Raw genomic sequence first — 17897 nt, forward strand, 5'->3', positions numbered from 1 at the left:
CTTATCCCTTTTCATATCCAATACATATGCATGGAAAAAACCGAGGCGCTAACGCTTCTCAAGCAGCACGTCGTCTCTCCTTCCCTTCTTGGTCACTGTCTCTCCACGGCAGCGGTTATGAAAGGTCTGGCCGCCGAGTTGGGACAAGACGCAGTTGTATGGGAAACGATAGGCATCCTTCATGACATCGATTTTGAGGAGATACACGAAGATATGGAGAAACACGGGATCGCCGGGTATGAGATCCTCCGTGACGCAGGAATCGGCGAGGAGATCGCTCTCCCGATAAAACGTCATAACCACCTGCTGTTTGGATCTGACTACACAACACCTGTTGAAATCTGTCTTCAGGTCGCAGACAGCGTGTCCGGGTTGATCGTTGCCTGCGCATATGTCAAAGGGGGAAATATCTCTGATGTCTCGGTAAAGACGGTCACCAAGAAATATAAGGCCCCCTCGTTTGCCGCCGGATGCGACAGAAACAGGATCGCGCTTGGCGACGCTCTGATACCCCGTGAACGAATGTATGAGATCGCTATTTCCGAGATCGCGGCGATAAAAGATGAACTGGGGCTGATGTAATGTCTGCAGCTGCCCAGTCATCCGTTCTCCGTGATCTCCAGAAAGCTCACGGAAAGCTGCTCGATGTCTCCCGGTATATCATTCCCCGGGACGATCTTGCAATTGCCTGTACAACGGTCAATGCCGTCGATCATAAAGGGGTCGCTATCGCGCGCGGAACGAGTATCGGGTTTGGTGTTGATGAACCGATCGTCCGGACACTTCTCACGATCCGGCGCTTTGATCCAAGCATTCGTTCAGCTGCATGTATCAGGTATGAAGATGATATCCTTCAAACCACGATCGAAACACTCCGCGACGTTGAGACGTATGAGCCGGAAAAGTATCCGCCGGGTATTTCGACCATGGACTGGGGTATTGCTTCCGTGTGCAGGAAAGGCGTGCCGCTCGCGATCGCCTGTCCGGAATCCGCCCGCGGTCCAGGCAGGATCTACGTGCTTGGCACCACGCCGGACGAGGTAGCAAACAGAATACTTATCATATCTCAACGTCTTACATATATAGACATCTGAGGAATACTCATGGGAATCAAGCCAAGTTATATCAAATCAATGGGCATTGCCCTTCTCGAACAGCACGGAAAAAGCTTCAACGGCAACTTTGACGACAACAAGAAAGTTGTTACTGAAATCACGACCATTGAGAGCAAAATGATCCGCAACCGGGTCGCAGGCTACGTCACCCGCAAGGTCAACACGACCCCCGCCCGCCGGTAACGTATCCGGCCCAATATCTTTTTCCTGCGTTTTTTCGCATCTGCCGCGTACGTATGCGTGCAGATTTTCAGCTATCTTCTCCCAAATTGATTGTATCCAGTATTCTCAAAATAGGCGGGAAGGGGCGGATCCAAGCTGATTTTGAGGTTATTGAAGGTATCTGTTCACAGCTGGAACACAGCTCCGTGACCCGGACAGACCATCCATCGTTTTCCCTGCATCAGATCATATGCCGCATAACGTTCTGCCGCCGCCTTCTTTGAATCTTCGTTGACGCTTCCGCCGGCAAGTATGGCCGGATATCTGTTGGAAATCATCTGTTCGGGCGTGAAACTGTCGGGATTTATCAGAATATCTCCGGTGAATATCAGACCGCGTTCTTTCTCCAGAAAGATCATCGAACCTTCGACATGGCCGCCAAACCCCTCATATACCGTAAAGGTAAGACCCGCAGCGTTCAGCCCGCCGATAGGAGACAGCGGAATCGAGTGATCGGGTTTGACCGAATCTATAAGCCTGACGTTTTCTAAGGAAGGCGTTTTATAGCCGGTCATCATGACCACCATGTCGTAAAACGGCGCCCGATCCTGCTTTTTGACCCGGTAGTTTGGAACCCCGGTCTTTTCCCGCATGAAGTTCTCCATGCTTGTGGCATTCAGATACACGCAGTCGAAAAGATCCATCGCTCCCATGTGATCCATATCGATATGAGTGATCAGAAGTTCGGTCTTCTTTTCAGAAATTTCCGGGTAGAGCGAGAGCACCGTTTTTTTCAGATCTTCGGCATAACAGGGAAAACCGCTGTCGATCATCAGAAATCCGTCAGGTGTCTTCAGGATATAGGTGTTGCTTCCGCACGGCGGTTCGATGCGGGTGATCTCGATCCCGCCAAGCGTGTGTTCGTATATCTCTGGAATATACCCGTTTCCTCTGCTTTCTGCAATATGATCTGCATATCCGCAGATCGCTGAAACTATTTTATCAGGATCATCCCTGCCGTGATATTCAATGACCTTTCCGGCATTGTTTACAAAACGACGTTTTTCTTCATCCGTAAAGGAAAACAGACCGGCTATTTTATCAGCTTTGTCGGCGGGGAACAGATTATTCATTGTTTACAGTAAAGGGTCGGGAGATAATATGAATATTATTGTTAGAAAATACGGGCTGTCTTCGGATCAAACATCAATGTATCCGCAGTCGAACTGATCGCCATACTCATATAGAACCGTTTACTGATGTAAGAAAGATTCACAGGTCAGCTGTGGCAAAACAGATAAAAAAGAAAAAGAGATTCGGGTAAGAAGACCCCGGATCGTTCCGGCAGTCCCTGAGGTTCTCCCGGTCTTTTGGAAATTCGCATTACACTTCTGCTGCATGTGCAGCGGCAAGTTTTGCGGCTTTCGCAGCAGACTTTCCCTTTGTTCTTTTCATTCGGAACAGCTCTTCGCGTTCCATTTCATCGAGCCGCATCTTGATAAAATTGCGGGCCTCGATCAACTCCGGAATAACTTTGAATTCCAGGGCATTCACACGGCGCTTTGTACTTTCGATCTCATCTAAGAGACGCTTCATAGTCGTCTCCAGTTCAGCGGAGAGAATGATACACTCCACTAACTCCTCGAATGCATCAGCAGCCTCGTCGATCGCGGCGGATGTTCCAAGAACACCGTAACCGCGGTTCGTAAGAGACTTCTTCACACTCTGGGATTCGATCTTTGGTACAACTACTCCCATAATGTTCTTGCTTTTGAGGTCGATCACCGGGTTTTCGGATGCCGAAAACGCCGCTGATTTGACTCCGATACTTCCGTCCACAGTTTCTGCGATCGCAATCATTTTCTGTGCACGTTCGTACTTCTCCGCAAGTTGATTTTTGAGATCTTTAGCTTCCGCTAACACCTTGAAGAATTCAAGGATAAGTCCGTCGCGCTTCATTTTCAGAAGCTTATACCCACGTTCCGAGAGTTTGATACGCTTTTTCAGGGCGATCAGTTCGGATCTGGTAGGCTTCACGTTCAGCGCCATGACTTAATCACTTCCTGTAGTTCGGGTGATAGGTCTTGATGAGGTCACGGTCGATACGCTTCTCAAGTTCGCTCTCCGGGAGCTGGGTGAACATACCCCATCCAACATCAAGTGTCTGAGCGATGGTTCTGTCCTCGTCGGATCCCTGACGGACGAACTTGTTCTCGAATGCATCGGCGAACTCTAAGAATTTCTGGTCACGCTCTGAGAGTGCGTCTTTTCCGACAATGGCCACTAAGCCGCGGAGATCGACACCTTCTGCGTAACCGGAATACATCATATCAGAGACCTTCTTGTGGTCATCACGGGTCATGCCCTTTCCGATACCGAGGTTCATCAGACGGGACAGGGACGGCAGAACGTTGATCGGCGGATAGATACCCTTACGGTGTAACTCCGGGGAAATAACGATCTGACCTTCCGTGATGTATCCGGTAAGATCGGGGATCGGGTGGGTGATATCGTCACCGGGCATGGTCAGGATCGGGATCTGGGTCACGGATCCTTTCAGGCCCTTGATGATACCTGCACGCTCGTAGATGGATGCAAGATCGGTATACATGTAACCCGGATATCCGCGGCGGCCTGGAACTTCTTCACGGGCAGCGCCAATCTGACGAAGCGCTTCACAGTAGTTTGTCATATCGGTCAGGATAACCAGTACGTGGTAACCAAGCTCGTATGCGAGGTACTCGGCGGTGGTGAGTGCGAGACGCGGGGTGACCGTACGCTCGACGGCGGGGTCGTCAGCGAGGTTCAGGAACACGACTGCACGCTCGAGTGCACCGGTTCTCTCGAAGTCTGCCATGAAGTAGTTTGCTTCTTCACGGGTGATACCCATTGCAGCGAAAACTACGGCGAACTCGTCGGATGATCCGGGCACTTTTGCCTGACGGGCGATCTGAAGGGCGATCTCGTTGTGCGGTAAACCGGCAGACGAGAAGATCGGGAGCTTCTGACCGCGGACAAGGGTGTTGGTTCCGTCGATGGTGGAGATACCGGTCTGGATGAAATCCCTCGGCGTTCCGCGTGCGTACGGGTTGATAGCTGCTCCGTTGATGTCGAGACGTTTGTCGGGGACGATCGCCGGTCCGCCGTCGATGGGCTTTCCACCGCCGGACAGGATACGTCCGAGCATGGTCTTTGAGACGGGCATCTTGAAGGTTTCACCAAGGAACCTGACACCGGTGTCGCGTCCAAGACCGGTCGTGGTCTCGAAACACTGGACAACGACGAGATCTTCGGAGGTATCAAGGACCTGTCCGCGTTTCATCGTGCCGTCGGCAAGAACAAGGCTGACCTGCTCTTCGTAGCTGACCGGCTCTGTCTTCTCGACGAAAAGCAGTGGTCCGGCAACTTTAGAGACTGTCTTATATTCTTTCATGATTATGCCCTCAGTGCCTTGAATTCTGCTTCCATGCCTGCGTAGATCTTGTCGAGGACCGGTTTGTAGTCCTTGGCAAACTTGACCTGCGGCATTTCGTTCTTTGCTTTGACTGCAAGGATCTGCGACGGCGGGATGCCGGCTGCCTGGGCGGCATATGCAAGGTCTGCATAGGCTCTGATCATCTTGAACATGTCAAGCTGCTTGGGCAGATCACAGTAGGTGTCGACCGGATCGAAACCGTTCTGCTGCAGGAAAAGTTCCCGCATCATTCTGGCGACTTCGATGGTGATCTGTTCGGTTTCGGGCAGTGCGTCGGATCCGACCAGCTGCACGATCTCCTGCAGTTCTGCTTCCTTCTGCAGAACTTCCATGAACCAGGACCGGAGTTTGTTCCAGTCGGGTGAGACCTTCTCGTCGTAGTAATCATTCAGCTGAGCCATGTACAGAGAGTAGGACTGCAGCCAGTTGATTGCCGGGAAGTGGCGACGGCGGGAGAGGTTTGCATCAAGTGCCCAGAAGACTTTGACGATACGAAGCGTGTTCTGCGTAACCGGTTCGGAGAAATCTCCGCCTGCAGGCGAAACTGCGCCGATAACGGAAACAGAGCCTGATCCGCCTGCGAGCGGCTCGACAAGTCCTGCACGCTCGTAGAACTCGGAGAGTCTGGACGACAGGTATGCCGGGTATCCTTCTTCTCCGGGCATCTCTTCAAGACGTGAACAGATCTCACGCATTGCTTCTGCCCACCGGGAGGTGGAGTCTGCCATCAATGCAACGTCGTAGCCCATATCACGGAAGTACTCTGCAAGAGTGATACCGGTGTATACGGATGCTTCACGGGCTGCCACAGGCATGTTGGAAGTGTTTGCGATGAGAATCGTTCTCTCCATCAGAGAGTTTCCGGTTTTCGGGTCCTGGAGTTCGGGGAACTCGGTCAGAACTTCGGTCATCTCGTTACCGCGTTCACCGCAGCCGATATAGACCACGATTTCTGCGTCGGACCATTTTGCCAGCTGCTGCTGGGTAACGGTCTTTCCGGATCCGAATGGTCCGGGGATAGCTGCTGTTCCGCCTTTTGCGATTGGGAAGAGTCCGTCAAGGATTCTCTGTCCAGTCAGAAGGGGGATGCTCGGGCTGTGTTTTTCCACGTAAGGACGCGGGACACGGACCGGCCATTTCTGCATCATCGGGAAGGATTCACCGGAGTCGAGTTCGATAACGATCTCATCAACGGTGAAGTCTCCTGCATTGATCTTGGTGACCTTGCCGCCCTTTGCGAGTGGCGGGACCATGATTTTGTGCACGATACTGCGTGTTTCCTGAACTTCACCGACGATCTGTCCGGGGACAACGGAGTCTCCGACATGAACGACCGGTTTGAAGGTCCATTTCTTCTCATGGTCCAGTCCCGGCGCGGTAACACCGCGTGCAATGAAGTTACCCATCTTCTGGATGAGCACTTCGAGCGGACGCTGGATACCGTCGTAGATACTGGTCAAGAGACCCGGGCCAAGCTCGACTGCGAGCGAAAGACCGGTGTTTATGACGGGCTCACCCGGGCGAATGCCCGTGGTAGATTCATAGACCTGAATAACGGTGTCTGCACCGTCGATCTTGATGACCTCTCCCATCAGTTCCTCGTTTCCGACCTTGACCACATCATACATATGTGCATCAAGATCAACTGCAGTGACGACTGGTCCTGCAATTCTTTTGAGTATTCCTGGTTTGCTAGTTACTTCCACAAATCAACACCCACCGAACGTTTTATACGCTCCCTCAGGGAGAGACCTGCCTCCTGCCCACCGATCGTCACGATGGTCGGTTTGACAGAATTTTCAATGATTACCTGCAGGCGACGCGGGATCTGGTCAAGGTCCGTGCTTTGCAGCACAAGTATTCCGACATTTGTATCTTCAAGTACCTTTGTAATGGTCTCGGTAAGTTTTTCGGGATTTTCGGCAGAGTAGGTCTTTTTGATGCCAGCGAGCTGGAACCCTAAGACGAACTCCTTCTTTCCTATAACTGCGATTTCCATTTACATCACCAGGTACTTTTCGAGAATCTCTGCGTCCAGGCCTGCTTCTTTTCCACGGGCAATGGCACGGAGATTGGATACTTCATACTTCTTTCTTTCGAGATACACGAGAAGCGGCGAGATTGAGAACGGATTGCGTTTCGATACTTTATCCATCTGATTGAGCTGTGTTGCAATCAGAGTGCTTTCGATCGAATAAATCGGTTTCTTTTCCCGCAGTGATTCCAATGCATCAAGGAGTACGGTGACTTTGATCTTCTTTTTCAGCGAATCGACCACTTCATCGGTACTTTCAACACTGCTGAGTCTTTCGAGCTCTTCAGGCTTGAAGGAACCGCCGGGGATCCAGATGTTCTGCTGGGCCGCGTTGTCGCCGCCCTGTGCACGCATTCTGAAAACACTGGTGATGTTTTTGATGTCGATCTCGAACATGACATATTTCAGGAACGGAAGTCCGCCCTTCATACCGCCACGTGCTGCTTTGATCAGCGTTGCATAATAGTACTTGTACAGCTCGTTCTCGATCTTCCCAAAGGAATGTGTCTCGAGTGCCTCGCTGAGCCCTTCACTGAGAATCGCTGACATCTGCTTGATCGGCAGCTGTTCAACGATGCGCTCACTTGAAGATTCAGCAATGAGCCTGTCCAGTGTCGGGGCATCGAGTGCACCGGCCGGAACAAGTACTGCACGGATCTTCCCATCGGAAAATCCGAGTTCTTTACCTCGCAGGATACTCAGAATGTTCTGGATATCCCACTTGTGCAGGTAATCACGGGTAAATCCTTTCATCTCTCCGGGAGCCAGAGCGATTACGCGCTGATACTCCTTTGCAAGGTTCCAGGACATGGCGTTTTCAATGAGATCCACACCTTTAAAGGATGCAGAGAGTTCATCGATTTCGCGTTTGTACTCCAATTCCTCAATGAGTCTTGTGAACTCAGGGAGACCCATGTTCAGCATGCGAAGATATTCTTCCCGGGGGATGAGCTTCGCTTTGCGGACCCGCATGCGGGTTGAGACATAGATATAGGGAGCAATTCCGCTCATTACCTCAGTCATTGTTTACCTCATCCGAACAATATCTCCGATGCATCTTTCAGACTTGCTTCCCAGACTTCACCCATGAAGGTCTGGTATGAGAAGTCAAGTGTGAGCTGACCATCGGCACTTTGTACAACGACACCGCCTGCGATGTCGGTGATTCCTCCAAACGTAAATCCGCTCAGGGTTTTTAAACTGCTTAATGCTTCTTTTGCAGACTTTTCGTCGCGTGCGTTCGTGAAAACGACACCGGCTTTGATCTGCTTGGCAGACTCTTTTAAGAGTTCTCGTACCGCTTTTGCGTGTACTTCTGCCGGAAGATTAGCGATCTCCTCGGCGGCACTGGTGTAGACTTTGTCAAGAAGTTCCTTTTGTGCGTTTAAGAAATCACGTTTCACGACCAAATTGGCGCTGGCGACTTCACGGATCATGATCCGTTCTGCCTGGATCTCAGCGTCTTTTTCGGCTGCGAGACGGATCTCATTTGCACGGAGGTTTGCTTCGTTGACGATCTCTTTTGCCTGTGCCTCTGCTGCGGCTTTGATGCCTGCAGCTTCTCGGTCACCCTTTGCTTTGATTTCGTCTACTACTACCTCAAGTCCCATATCAGACTGCTCCGCTTAGACGAAGATCAAGAGCAGTGCGATAACGAGACCGAAGATAACGACGGTTTCCGGAAGAACGGTGAAGAGTAATGCAAGACCGAACATTCCGCGGTCTTCTGCGGTTGCGCCGACTGCGGCTGCGCCGATACCCATTTCACCAATACCGGTACCGACACCTGCGAGACCTACTGCGAGACCTGCGCCGATTGCGGTGTATCCGGATGCTAATGCCTGTGCTGCTTCTACTGTCATAGATTCGATTGCCATTTTTTATTCCTCAGAGAATTTTCGTTTAAGTCCAAAGGGCTTGTATATGATTCCTCCGCCCTGGTAGAATTTGGTAAAGAATTCGACATAGTGTAAACGAATCGGGTGCAGAGCACCACCAAGTATACCGAGAGCGACGTTAAGTGCGTGACCTAATATGAGAATTATGACACCCACGATAATCAATAGTACACCAACAACATTCAGGTCGCTCATGGCCGGGCTTATGAATAAGTCAAATGCCATGAAATTTACAACCATCGCGATCGCCACGGATGAAAGACCGACTGCAGCAAGACGGCAGAAGGACAGCATGTGGGAAAGCGTGTTTGTTGGGATTTCCATCAGGTCAAGTGGGTTCTCTATTGCGACGAACACACAACCAACGATGATCAGAATTGCACCGATAATTCCGGCAATGGTCGGGATTCCGACTAATGTGGGAAGTGCAATGGGGAACTGGCTGTATTCGTTTAAGTCAGCCACACTGAGAATAAGTACCAGGATGCCCCACAGGATAAAGTTCCATCCAAGCTGAGCAAGGATTGCTTTTGTCCGGTGGCTTCCGGGGTGATCCATTCTGTAGTGATTGATCATTCCGAAGAAACGGCCAACGCTGATGTAAATTACACCAAGAAGGGCTGATATTATCAGCAGTTCGATTACCTGGGGCATCGCATGTTCCATGCCGGCACCAATTGGAAGGTGGCGGGAGAAAATGATCGAGTGCCAGGGAAGACTCATACCAAAGAACTCACTATAGAGCAGTCCGAAGACGCTCGTGGAAATAGCTGCTCCAAGGATGACTATAAAGGCTTTCTTACCCATTTCGCCCATCTTGAGTAAGAACTTCCGAAGGACAAGGGCAAGTGCCAGATAAAGAAGACCGTATCCAAGATCGCCGACGATAAATCCAAAGAGTAAGGGGAACATGATCGCAAGGATAATGGTCGGGTCCAGTTCTTTGTATTTCGGACGGGAATAGAGGTCCATAAATAATTCTGCGGGCTTTGCAAACGATGGATTGTTATACTCCACCGGGATCGCGGTATCCTCAATCTCTGAGGAGTCGACGACCACATAAACGCGTTCACCAGTTGCCTGGTTCAGCGCCGCGGTGACTTTTTCCACTGCGTCGGCCGGGATCCAGCCGTCGATGACGAAAGCTTCGTCAGTGGTTGCAAATCGAAGCGGTGCTTCGGCACGTTCCACATCGCAGGACAGTACTTCGTCGCAAGCGGCGAGTAAGTCTGCGTATTTTGCTTTGAGTTCAACGATCTTTGCGTTGCAGTCTTCGCGGATTTGTGTCTGTTTGTTCAGTTCAACAGTGTATTTTTCCACTGCTGCCTGTACGGTGCCGGATTCAACCGGCAGGGAAACACTCTGGAAGCCTGCATCGGCCATCTGCCTTTCAATATCTGCTGCATTTTTGCTCTCTGCAAAGACGACTATGAAGTTTCCGTCTTTTCCCGCAACAAAATTTTTCTCGTGCGGAACAGAGATCTCAAGGTCATGCTCGATGCTCCCTGCAAAAACAGTCAGAGTCTCGTAACCCCGGTAGAGATCAAGCTCAAGGGGCACTAAGGCAAATGGTTTAAGTTCATTGATACGCTGTTCGCATTCCCGGATACGGGTCTCTGCATTCGATCGCTTTACCGTGAGACTGCTCACTTCTTCATCAATTTTCGGAAGTTCGCTATCTATTGCTGCTCGAATCGTTTCTGCAGGACGCATCTGGACTGTGCTTTGCGTTGACGGGGCGGTCTGAAATACGCTTTCAATGGAGCGTATTTTCAGCAGGTTATTCGAGAGATCGCCGGCATTGCCAAATGGAACGCCGATTTTTACTCCTTCATACCCTTCTTTCCCCTGCTCTACAAAATCGGTGATGTGGAAAATCTGGTGACGATATAATTCGGTCACAACTGACGCCATCTGCTCTTTGCTCGCGGCAATTAACAAATGGGTCATCGGTCTAGGCTGAAACATGCAGTTTCTCCTTGAACCGCTCTACGAATAGCGAAGCTGCCTGCGGGAGCTTTTTGCTTCCTGCGTTGATCAGGTTATCGGCGTCTGCCTTCCCCTGGGTAACGATAGCGGCATGCTTTGCTGTTGCTACATTCCGTGCATCTAAAAGTCTCTGCTTTTTGTAATCCTCGGCAATGGTTGCTGCCTTGGCAATCAGGTTGTCAGCTTCGAGTTTTGCGTTTGCAAGCGTCTGCTCGGCGGCGCTCTCAGCTGCGGTGATTGTGGATTTACTTTTTGCTTCGGTTTCTTTAATGCTTTTCAGAACCTCAGTTTTCATCCAACCCTCCTCTCACGGCATATATTATTTGGTAACGGATATGTTTATACTTACGTTATTTACCCGGGCTTGCTGCAGTCTGAACATCCATCTATGGTGAACATACCATATGACCGGCGGAAAAATGCCCGGGTGTCCGGCTTTGGCAAACAATATCTAGAAATAGATTGCACTCCGAAAGTTTACCATGAATAAGCCGGGGAGAACAACTGTTTCAGTTTTGATCTCAGCTCTTTTGGTCGTCGGTATCATGCTGACGGCTGGGTGTGTGGGTCTGGTGAATCCGACGCCAAGTGAGGTCATGATCCGCGGAAATCTGATTTTTGTCGACCCGGGATATGTTGACGGGTCGTTTATCTGGAAACTTCTGCTGGACCCAAACGGATATGAACCGGAGATGATTGCTGCGGCGGATGAATATCTGATCATACAAAACCCGCTTATCGAGCTTGGAGCGGGAATCGGCGCACTTTCAGCATATATGAACGATAAGCTGACGATGCCGGTGAATCAGATCTCGGTCGAGCCGAACCCCTATCTGATCCCTTCGCTGGAGAAAACCAAACAGATGAACGATCTCGGCGTGACGTTTGTCCAGAAGGCGATCGGTTACGGATCGGCGAAGGTCGCGGTATCCGTGACCTCGGATATCACGAATAACCGTATCGTCAAGTCAAACGGTGCGATCGTGAAATCTGTGGATGTGGAGGCAACAACGGTGCGAAAACTTGCTGAAGACGCAGGGTTCCTGTCGAATATATCACTTGTAATGAATATTGTGGGGTATGAGCATGCCGTTGTCCAGTATGAGGCGGAGTTCCTGAGCCGGAACGTGAGCACGGTCATCTCGGCGGTATATGCCGACGGAAAGAACACACCGGATTCATTTGCGGAAAAGATGAAGCTGCTTGGCTTTGCGGAAAAGAGCCGGGAGGCTGCAGCCGGAAACGGATATGTGGTGATGGTCTTCGCGAAATAGATTTGACCCTCTTTTTTTTGAGAATCGCTCACGCGGAAAGTTTTGCTTTGAAGAATACGATCATTAAAAAAGAAACGACGCACCGGTCGGGATTCGAACCCGAGTCATAGGCTCCGGAGGCCCATAGGATATCCTGACTACCCTATCGGTGCACATGCATTAGATTGAACGCCTTACTATATTACACGTGAGAGTATTTATACCTGGGGTGAAAGGATCCTTTTCAGATCGGAAACGCTTTCGGCAATGATATCGGCTCCGGCGTTTTCCAGCTCCTCTTTCGTGCCGTAGCCGAACAATACGCCGATCGAATCGATGTTAGCGTATTTCGCGCCGAGGATGTCGTGCATCCGGTCCCCGACCATGACGGTGTGTTCCCTATCGGTTATTTCGCAGCGTTCCAGGACGGAGAGGACGATCTCGCCTTTGTACGTTATCGTGTTTTCCAGATCGCTGCCGGCAATGCAGGTAAAATATTTCGCGATCCCAAAGTGTTCCAAGACGGTCTCTGCAAACTGCTCGACCTTTGCTGTTGCGACCATCAGGTTTTTGCCGTTAGCTTTGAGGGATATCAGCAGGTCTTCGATCCCCGGAAAGACGCTGTTTTCAAACATGCCTTTTGCCCGGTAGTATTCGCGGTAATACTCAACGGCGATCTTCGCTTCATCGCGGGAAAGACCGTAAAACTCCTGAAATGATTCGATGAGGGGCGGCCCGATGAACTTGAGCAGCTTGCTCCTGTCCGGCACGGGGATGCCGTATTTTTCGAGCGCATACATGACGGAGTTGGTTATGCCGAGAGCCGGGTCGGTGAGTGTTCCGTCGAGATCGAAGACGATATTGGTGTAGGTTTTCATACCGGGATTTTTATTTTTTCTGCTGATACTGATGCCAGATCCTGCATGCTCCTTCGTGGGAGACCATGCACGGACCGACCGGGACCCGCGGTGTGCAGGCTTTGCCGAAGAGTTTGCAGTCCGAGGGGTCGGCGAGACCTCGAAGGACCCGATCACAAATACAGCCGTCCTTTTTGGTGATCTTTTCATAGACCAGGTCGAACTTTTTCTGGGCGTCGAAGGCTTCGAACTCGGGCTTCAGGGCAAGACCCGATTCGGGGATGACCGGGAATCCGCGCCATTCGACGTCGGATGGGGTGAAGACCTCTTTCATGAGGTTCTGGGCTTTGACGTTTCCTTCGTAGGTCACAACACGGGGGTAGGCGTTCTCGACTTTTGCTTCGCCGTTTTTGATCTGCTCGGCAAGCATCAGAAGGCTGAGGAGAATGTCTTCGGGTTCGAATCCGGCGACCACCTGCGGGACCTTGAACTGTTCATACTCATGGTATCCCATGACGGCGCAGACATGGCCCGGGAGAATGAATCCGTGGAGGTCTGCTTCGCCTTGTTCCATGAGCCATTTCATTGCGGGAGGGACGAGCCGGTGAGAGACGAGGATGCTGAAGTTCTCGGACGGGTTGGTGATGAGGGTCGCGGCGACGGTCGGGACGGTGGTTTCGAATCCGACGGAGATGAACACGACTTCCTTTTCCGGGTTCTGGCGTGCGATCTCGACTGCTTTGGTTATTCCCTGGACGATCCTGACATCGCCGTCCACATGTTCGAGGGAGGTTTTGGATCCGGGGACCCGGAGGAGGTCTCCGTAGGTGCAGACGATGCAGCCCCGCTCGGCAAGTTCGCATGCAGCATCGATCTCTCCCTGAGGGGTGATGCAGACCGGGCAGCCGGGTCCCATCACGATTTTCATCTGGGGAGGAAGGACGGATCTTACGCCGTATTTGGCGATGGCGGCTTCATGGGTGCCGCAGACGTGCATGATCCTGATGTCTGTATCCACTACCTCGGAGAGTTTTTTTGCAATATCCGTGCCGAGCGTCATATGTATGTATATTGCACGTCACTCCAGATAATCACATCTTTTTGAGTTGCGGGCTGCCCCGAAGGGGCGGCCGACCTTAGCGGAAGCGGGGTGACGACTTTGTCGTCGCCCTCAGCTGAGCAAGTTTTCGAAGGAAACTTGCGACCAAGTCGATAGACTTGCGAGTGGGATTGGATTCTTTGGGTGGTACCACTCATCACACCAAATTCACGAAATCCACACGAAAACACGAAACCAAAATACCCCCCCAAAAAAAGAACAAGAGCAGAGAAGATCCCTGCAGTATATGAGAGGCTGATGACCTCGTTCCCGGTAACGACAGACTCCTTCCCGAATACCCTGCATACTCCATCTTCTTCATCTATGATCCGGATCAGGCCCGTCATGCCTTACAGCAGTTCTTTCAGATACCCATACCCCTCCTTTTCCATCTCCTCATAGGGGATAAAGCGCAGCGCAGCACTGTTAATACAAAAGCGCGTTCCCGTCGGCGACTCCCGGTCATTCGAAAACACATGCCCGAGATGCGAATTTCCCGCCCTGCTCTTCACCTCGATCCTTTTCATCCCAAACGACCGGTCTTCCCGTGAAACGATCGCATTGCTGTCGATACTCTTCGAAAAAGCCGGCCACCCGCAGGAACTCCGATACTTGTCCGATGAAGTGAACAACGGCTCGCCCGTCACCACATCGACATAGACCCCCTTCTCATCATGATCCCAGAACGCATTCTGAAAAGCCGGTTCCGTCTCTCCCTTCTGTGTTACCCCAAACGCCGTCTTATCCACCATCTCTGCGATCTTTTCAGGCTTCGGGCGCGGATATCGTCCCGGATCCACGACCATCCGGTTTGCCTCCTCAAACGCCGTCCTGCCGATATGGCAGTATCCGCCCGGGTTTTTCTCCAGATACCGCTGATGATACTCCTCCGCTTCATAAAACGACTGCAGCGGTCCGATCTCCACCTTAAACGCCGGGTGCCGCTCCCTCTCGATCTCCGCGATCCGCATAACAGTGTTTTTCGATGCCTCGTCGGCAAAATAGATCCCGGTCTGATACTGGGTCCCATGATCGTTTCCCTGCCTGTTCTCCACTGTTGGATCGATCACGCGGAAAAACGCAAACAGCAGAGCGTCCAGACTCACCTTCGCCGGATCATACTCCACGCGGACGGTCTCCCGGTAGCCGGATCTTCCGGATGATACCGTCTCATAATCCGGGATCACGCCGGTCTTACCGTTCGCATACCCGGCAGTCGTCCTGATCACGCCGGGGATCGAACGCATAAGCTTCTCCATCCCCCAGAAACAACCGCCCGCAAGATAGATCACCAAGATCCCTTCCCCGGGCAGATATGTCGGTTCGTTTTTCTGCACCATAGCTGCCTCTGATATGTATGAGTATTTTCCCGGTCTGTATATATAACTCTATAAACCGGCAGGAATCGGCAAAAACATCAGCCTGCCCGCCGCCCCGCAACATACTTTAGCTTTCCCCGCAGATACTCATACAATGATAGAACTGCAGTCATCTCCCAAAGTTTACGCCGGGTGGACCGAACGGAGCTGCACACCGGACGAGACCCTCAGGCGGATCGAACAGCATGTTCCGGAAGCCGGAATCACCCGCGTTGCTGACATCACTGATCTCGACCGGATCGGGATCCCGGTATACTCATGCATCCGCCCGACCGCAGCCGACGGGGCGATCTCCGTATACAATGGAAAAGGCGGGACACCCGCCGAGGCACGCGTCGCCGGGATCATGGAAGGGATCGAACGCTACTCGGCGGAAGCGATCCCCCGTGACATCGCAAATCTCTCCTACAGCAATATCCGGAAAACCGAGACTTCGGTCGATCCAAAAGACCTGATCCTCCCCAATTCGACAGACCCGAATCTGGAGATCCCCTGGGTCGACGGATGGGACATAACCAATAACGAACCGGTCAAACTCCCGCTTTGCGCCGTCATCCATCCCAATCCGTTCAGTTATCCCACTCTGTTTCGAACCAGTTCAAACGGGATCGCGTCGGGAAACACTTTGGAAGAGGCGATCTTTTATGCGCTCACCGAAGTGATCGAGCGGGATGCCTGGTCTCTGGTTGAGACGACCAGAAACACCGGTCCAAAACTCACTGATCTTCCGCAAAAAGCGGCCGATATGCTCGCAAAATTCACTGCCGCCGGAGTCGAGGTGACCCTCAGAGACATCACCTCCGACGTCGGGATCCCAACGATCGCCGCCGTTTCCGATGATATCGAACTCAAAGATCCCCGGCTTCTCACCATCGGCATGGGGACCCACACCAACCCGGAGATCGCCATGATCCGGGCATTATCCGAAGTTGCCCAGAGCCGGGCGACCCAGATCCACGGAGCACGCGAGGATGCGACCATTGCCCAGTTCCGCGAGATGATGGGCTATGACCGGGTCAAACGGATGAACGCCTACTGGTTCAAAGGCGACGAGTATAGATCCGCATCCGAGCTTTTGGACAACTCCTCCGGTGACTTCAAGACCGACATCGAGCTGATCGTGAAAAATCTTGCCGCCGTCGGGCTTGACCGGGTCATCGTCTGTGACCTCACGGATCCTGAACTCAAGATCCCGGTCGTCAGAGTCGTTGTTCCGGGACTTGAGTGTTATACCATCGACAACGAACGCAGAGGACAGAGGTGCGTGGACATTGAACGTCGTCGTCTTCATCGGTCCTAGTCTGGATCAGGCGTCTGCCAAATCCATCCTCCCTGACGCGGTCTTTTTACCCCCGGTAAAACGCGGCGACGCTTCTGCTGCGGCAGAGAAAGCGGATATCATGGTCATCATCGACGGCGTCTTTTTCCAGGACGAGGCTGTCGGCCACCGGGAGATTCTCGGCGTGATACGTTCCGGCGTCAAAGTCTTTGGCTCCTCGTCGATGGGGGCGCTTCGCGCATCCGAACTGGATACTCTCGGAATGACCGGTATTGGCAAGATCTATCAGCAGTACAGATCCGGTGAGATCATCGCCGATGACGAGGTAGGACTCGTCTATGATGCGGAAACAGGCATCGCGCTCTCCGAACCCATGGTCAATATGCGGGCGAGTTTTTCCAAAGCCTGCCATGACGGGATCATCACAGACGACGAGGCGACAGCTCTCCTTTCCGCCTGCAAAAAGATCTATTATCCCGACCGGACCTACCGGCGGGTCATCAAAGACGCTCTCGTCAGTGACGAAACCAAAACCCGGCTTACCTCCTGGCTCAAAGAGCATTCCGTTGATCAGAAACGGCTCGATGCGGTCGAGTGCCTGAAAACCGTGAGGGATATGCTGTGAACGAACGCTACGTCAGGCAGGTGCCTCTCCTCGGAGAAGCGGGTCAGAAGAAACTGCACGACACAACGGTGTTCATCGCCGGAGCGGGAGGGCTCGGTTCGCCGGCTTCTCTGTACCTTGCCGCCGCGGGGATCGGTTCGATCCGGATCTGTGATCTGGACGTCATCGAGCTCTCCAATATGAACCGGCAGATCCTCCACACCGAAGAACGGATCGGGGCCTCCAAAGCAGAATCCGCGAAAATGACCCTTGAGTCCCTGAATCCCGAGTGCCGCGTCACGGCCCTCTCTGAAAAGATCGACGAGGCTTCCGTTCGCAGGCTGATAGGAAATGCCGACATCATCGTTGACTGTATGGATAATTTTTCCGCACGGTTCGCTTTGAACAAAGCGGCCCTGGATCTTGGTCTTCCTCTGATGCATGGCGCCGTTTCCGGATTCACCGGTCAGGCGACTCTTGTCGTTCCCGGAAAGACGCCGTGTCTTTCGTGCATATTTCAGAATGCGAAAACCACGGCAAAAACGCCTGTGATCGGCGCTGCAGCCGGTGTTATCGGCAGTATCGAAGCTGCTGAGGTCATCAAGCATCTCACGGGTATCGGCAGCACGCTTGCCGGCAGACTGCTGCTCTATGACGGAGCGCAGAACTCCATGGAGGTCTTTACCGTGAAAAAGAGTCCCCGCTGTCCTGTGTGCACAACCTTATAGCCTCTCGGGAAAAACATGTAGGAC

The 17897-nt window shown here is 52.1% G+C and carries 20 protein-coding genes and 1 tRNA gene; 7 read left to right on the plus strand and 14 right to left on the minus strand.

Annotated features, from left to right (window positions below; genetic code table 11):
* The first annotated feature begins 30 nt into the window (after positions 1-30).
* The 3 genes from EYA77_RS06960 to EYA77_RS06970 are packed head-to-tail and all read left to right on the plus strand — an operon-like array spanning position 31 to position 1298.
* A complete protein-coding gene (locus EYA77_RS06960) occupies positions 31-582 on the plus strand; it encodes an HDIG domain-containing metalloprotein (RefSeq protein WP_167816302.1) in 552 nt (183 codons plus the stop codon).
* Entirely contained in the window at positions 582-1094 is a 513-nt protein-coding gene (locus EYA77_RS06965) for a thiamine-phosphate synthase family protein (protein ID WP_052320004.1), read from the plus strand. Before EYA77_RS06960 ends, EYA77_RS06965 begins: the two co-directional genes overlap by 1 nt.
* Before the next feature lie 9 nt (positions 1095-1103).
* On the plus strand, positions 1104-1298 hold the full coding sequence (locus tag EYA77_RS06970) for a 30S ribosomal protein S17e (RefSeq protein WP_042699859.1): 195 nt from the start codon (positions 1104-1106) through the stop codon (positions 1296-1298).
* A 164-nt stretch (positions 1299-1462) separates the two neighbouring features.
* Here the strand turns inward: EYA77_RS06970 and EYA77_RS06975 are convergent, their stop codons facing one another.
* The 10 genes from EYA77_RS06975 to EYA77_RS07020 form a co-directional block, all read right to left on the minus strand.
* Positions 1463-2410, minus strand: a complete 948-nt coding sequence (locus EYA77_RS06975) for an MBL fold metallo-hydrolase (protein WP_167816303.1) — start codon at positions 2408-2410, stop codon at positions 1463-1465.
* Positions 2411-2660: 250 nt separating this feature from the next.
* Entirely contained in the window at positions 2661-3326 is a 666-nt protein-coding gene (locus tag EYA77_RS06980) for a V-type ATP synthase subunit D (protein ID WP_042699865.1), read from the minus strand.
* A 7-nt stretch (positions 3327-3333) separates the two neighbouring features.
* Entirely contained in the window at positions 3334-4710 is a 1377-nt protein-coding gene (locus EYA77_RS06985) for a V-type ATP synthase subunit B (protein WP_042699868.1), read from the minus strand.
* 2 nt (positions 4711-4712) lie between these two features.
* Positions 4713-6458 (minus strand): V-type ATP synthase subunit A, encoded by a 1746-nt coding sequence (locus EYA77_RS06990; protein ID WP_042699871.1) that lies wholly within the window; start codon positions 6456-6458, stop codon positions 4713-4715.
* Positions 6449-6751, minus strand: a complete 303-nt coding sequence (locus EYA77_RS06995; RefSeq protein ID WP_042699873.1) for a V-type ATP synthase subunit F — start codon at positions 6749-6751, stop codon at positions 6449-6451. The genes EYA77_RS06990 and EYA77_RS06995 overlap by 10 nt, the downstream gene beginning before the upstream one ends.
* On the minus strand, positions 6752-7810 hold the full coding sequence (locus EYA77_RS07000; protein WP_042699876.1) for a V-type ATP synthase subunit C: 1059 nt from the start codon (positions 7808-7810) through the stop codon (positions 6752-6754).
* 8 nt (positions 7811-7818) lie between these two features.
* Positions 7819-8397, minus strand: a complete 579-nt coding sequence (locus EYA77_RS07005; protein ID WP_042699879.1) for a V-type ATP synthase subunit E family protein — start codon at positions 8395-8397, stop codon at positions 7819-7821.
* Positions 8398-8412: 15 nt separating this feature from the next.
* Positions 8413-8664, minus strand: a complete 252-nt coding sequence (locus EYA77_RS07010) for an ATPase (protein WP_042699880.1) — start codon at positions 8662-8664, stop codon at positions 8413-8415.
* Between the two features lie 3 nt (positions 8665-8667).
* Positions 8668-10653, minus strand: coding sequence for a V-type ATP synthase subunit I (locus tag EYA77_RS07015; protein WP_167816304.1), 1986 nt, complete (start codon positions 10651-10653; stop codon positions 8668-8670).
* Complete coding sequence (locus EYA77_RS07020) at positions 10640-10969, minus strand: ATPase (protein WP_042699886.1); 330 nt, start codon at positions 10967-10969, stop codon at positions 10640-10642. Before EYA77_RS07020 ends, EYA77_RS07015 begins: the two co-directional genes overlap by 14 nt.
* Positions 10970-11156: 187 nt before the next feature.
* Here EYA77_RS07020 and EYA77_RS07025 point away from each other — a divergent pair, with 187 nt between their 5' ends.
* Positions 11157-11948, plus strand: a complete 792-nt coding sequence (locus EYA77_RS07025; RefSeq protein ID WP_081406700.1) for an FkbM family methyltransferase — start codon at positions 11157-11159, stop codon at positions 11946-11948.
* Between the two features lie 78 nt (positions 11949-12026).
* Here EYA77_RS07025 and EYA77_RS07030 read toward each other — a convergent pair.
* From EYA77_RS07030 to msrB, 4 genes are all read right to left on the minus strand, one after another.
* Positions 12027-12100: transfer RNA gene (locus tag EYA77_RS07030), tRNA-Arg, on the minus strand.
* Positions 12101-12145: 45 nt separating this feature from the next.
* On the minus strand, positions 12146-12805 hold the full coding sequence (locus EYA77_RS07035) for an HAD family hydrolase (protein ID WP_167816305.1): 660 nt from the start codon (positions 12803-12805) through the stop codon (positions 12146-12148).
* 10 nt (positions 12806-12815) lie between these two features.
* Positions 12816-13844 carry a hydrogenase formation protein HypD gene (gene hypD, locus EYA77_RS07040; RefSeq protein WP_167816306.1) on the minus strand — a complete coding sequence of 343 codons (1029 nt, stop codon included), beginning with the start codon at positions 13842-13844 and terminating at the stop codon, positions 12816-12818.
* Positions 13845-14233: 389 nt separating this feature from the next.
* Positions 14234-15223: a peptide-methionine (R)-S-oxide reductase MsrB gene (gene msrB, locus EYA77_RS07045; RefSeq protein WP_167816307.1), complete on the minus strand. Its 990-nt coding sequence runs from the start codon at positions 15221-15223 to the stop codon at positions 14234-14236.
* A 133-nt stretch (positions 15224-15356) separates the two neighbouring features.
* Between msrB and EYA77_RS07050 the strand changes: the two genes are divergently transcribed.
* The 3 genes from EYA77_RS07050 to EYA77_RS07060 are packed head-to-tail and all read left to right on the plus strand — an operon-like array spanning position 15357 to position 17873.
* A complete protein-coding gene (locus EYA77_RS07050; RefSeq protein WP_167816308.1) occupies positions 15357-16562 on the plus strand; it encodes a YcaO-related McrA-glycine thioamidation protein in 1206 nt (401 codons plus the stop codon).
* Positions 16534-17166 (plus strand): TfuA-related McrA-glycine thioamidation protein, encoded by a 633-nt coding sequence (locus EYA77_RS07055; RefSeq protein WP_042699905.1) that lies wholly within the window; start codon positions 16534-16536, stop codon positions 17164-17166. The genes EYA77_RS07050 and EYA77_RS07055 overlap by 29 nt, the downstream gene beginning before the upstream one ends.
* Entirely contained in the window at positions 17163-17873 is a 711-nt protein-coding gene (locus tag EYA77_RS07060) for a HesA/MoeB/ThiF family protein (RefSeq protein WP_042699907.1), read from the plus strand. The genes EYA77_RS07055 and EYA77_RS07060 overlap by 4 nt, the downstream gene beginning before the upstream one ends.
* Positions 17874-17897: the final 24 nt, after the last annotated feature.

Origin of the sequence: Methanocorpusculum sp. GPch4 (assembly GCF_012062385.1) — an archaeon.
Classification (GTDB): Archaea; Halobacteriota; Methanomicrobia; order Methanomicrobiales; family Methanocorpusculaceae; genus Methanocorpusculum; species Methanocorpusculum parvum.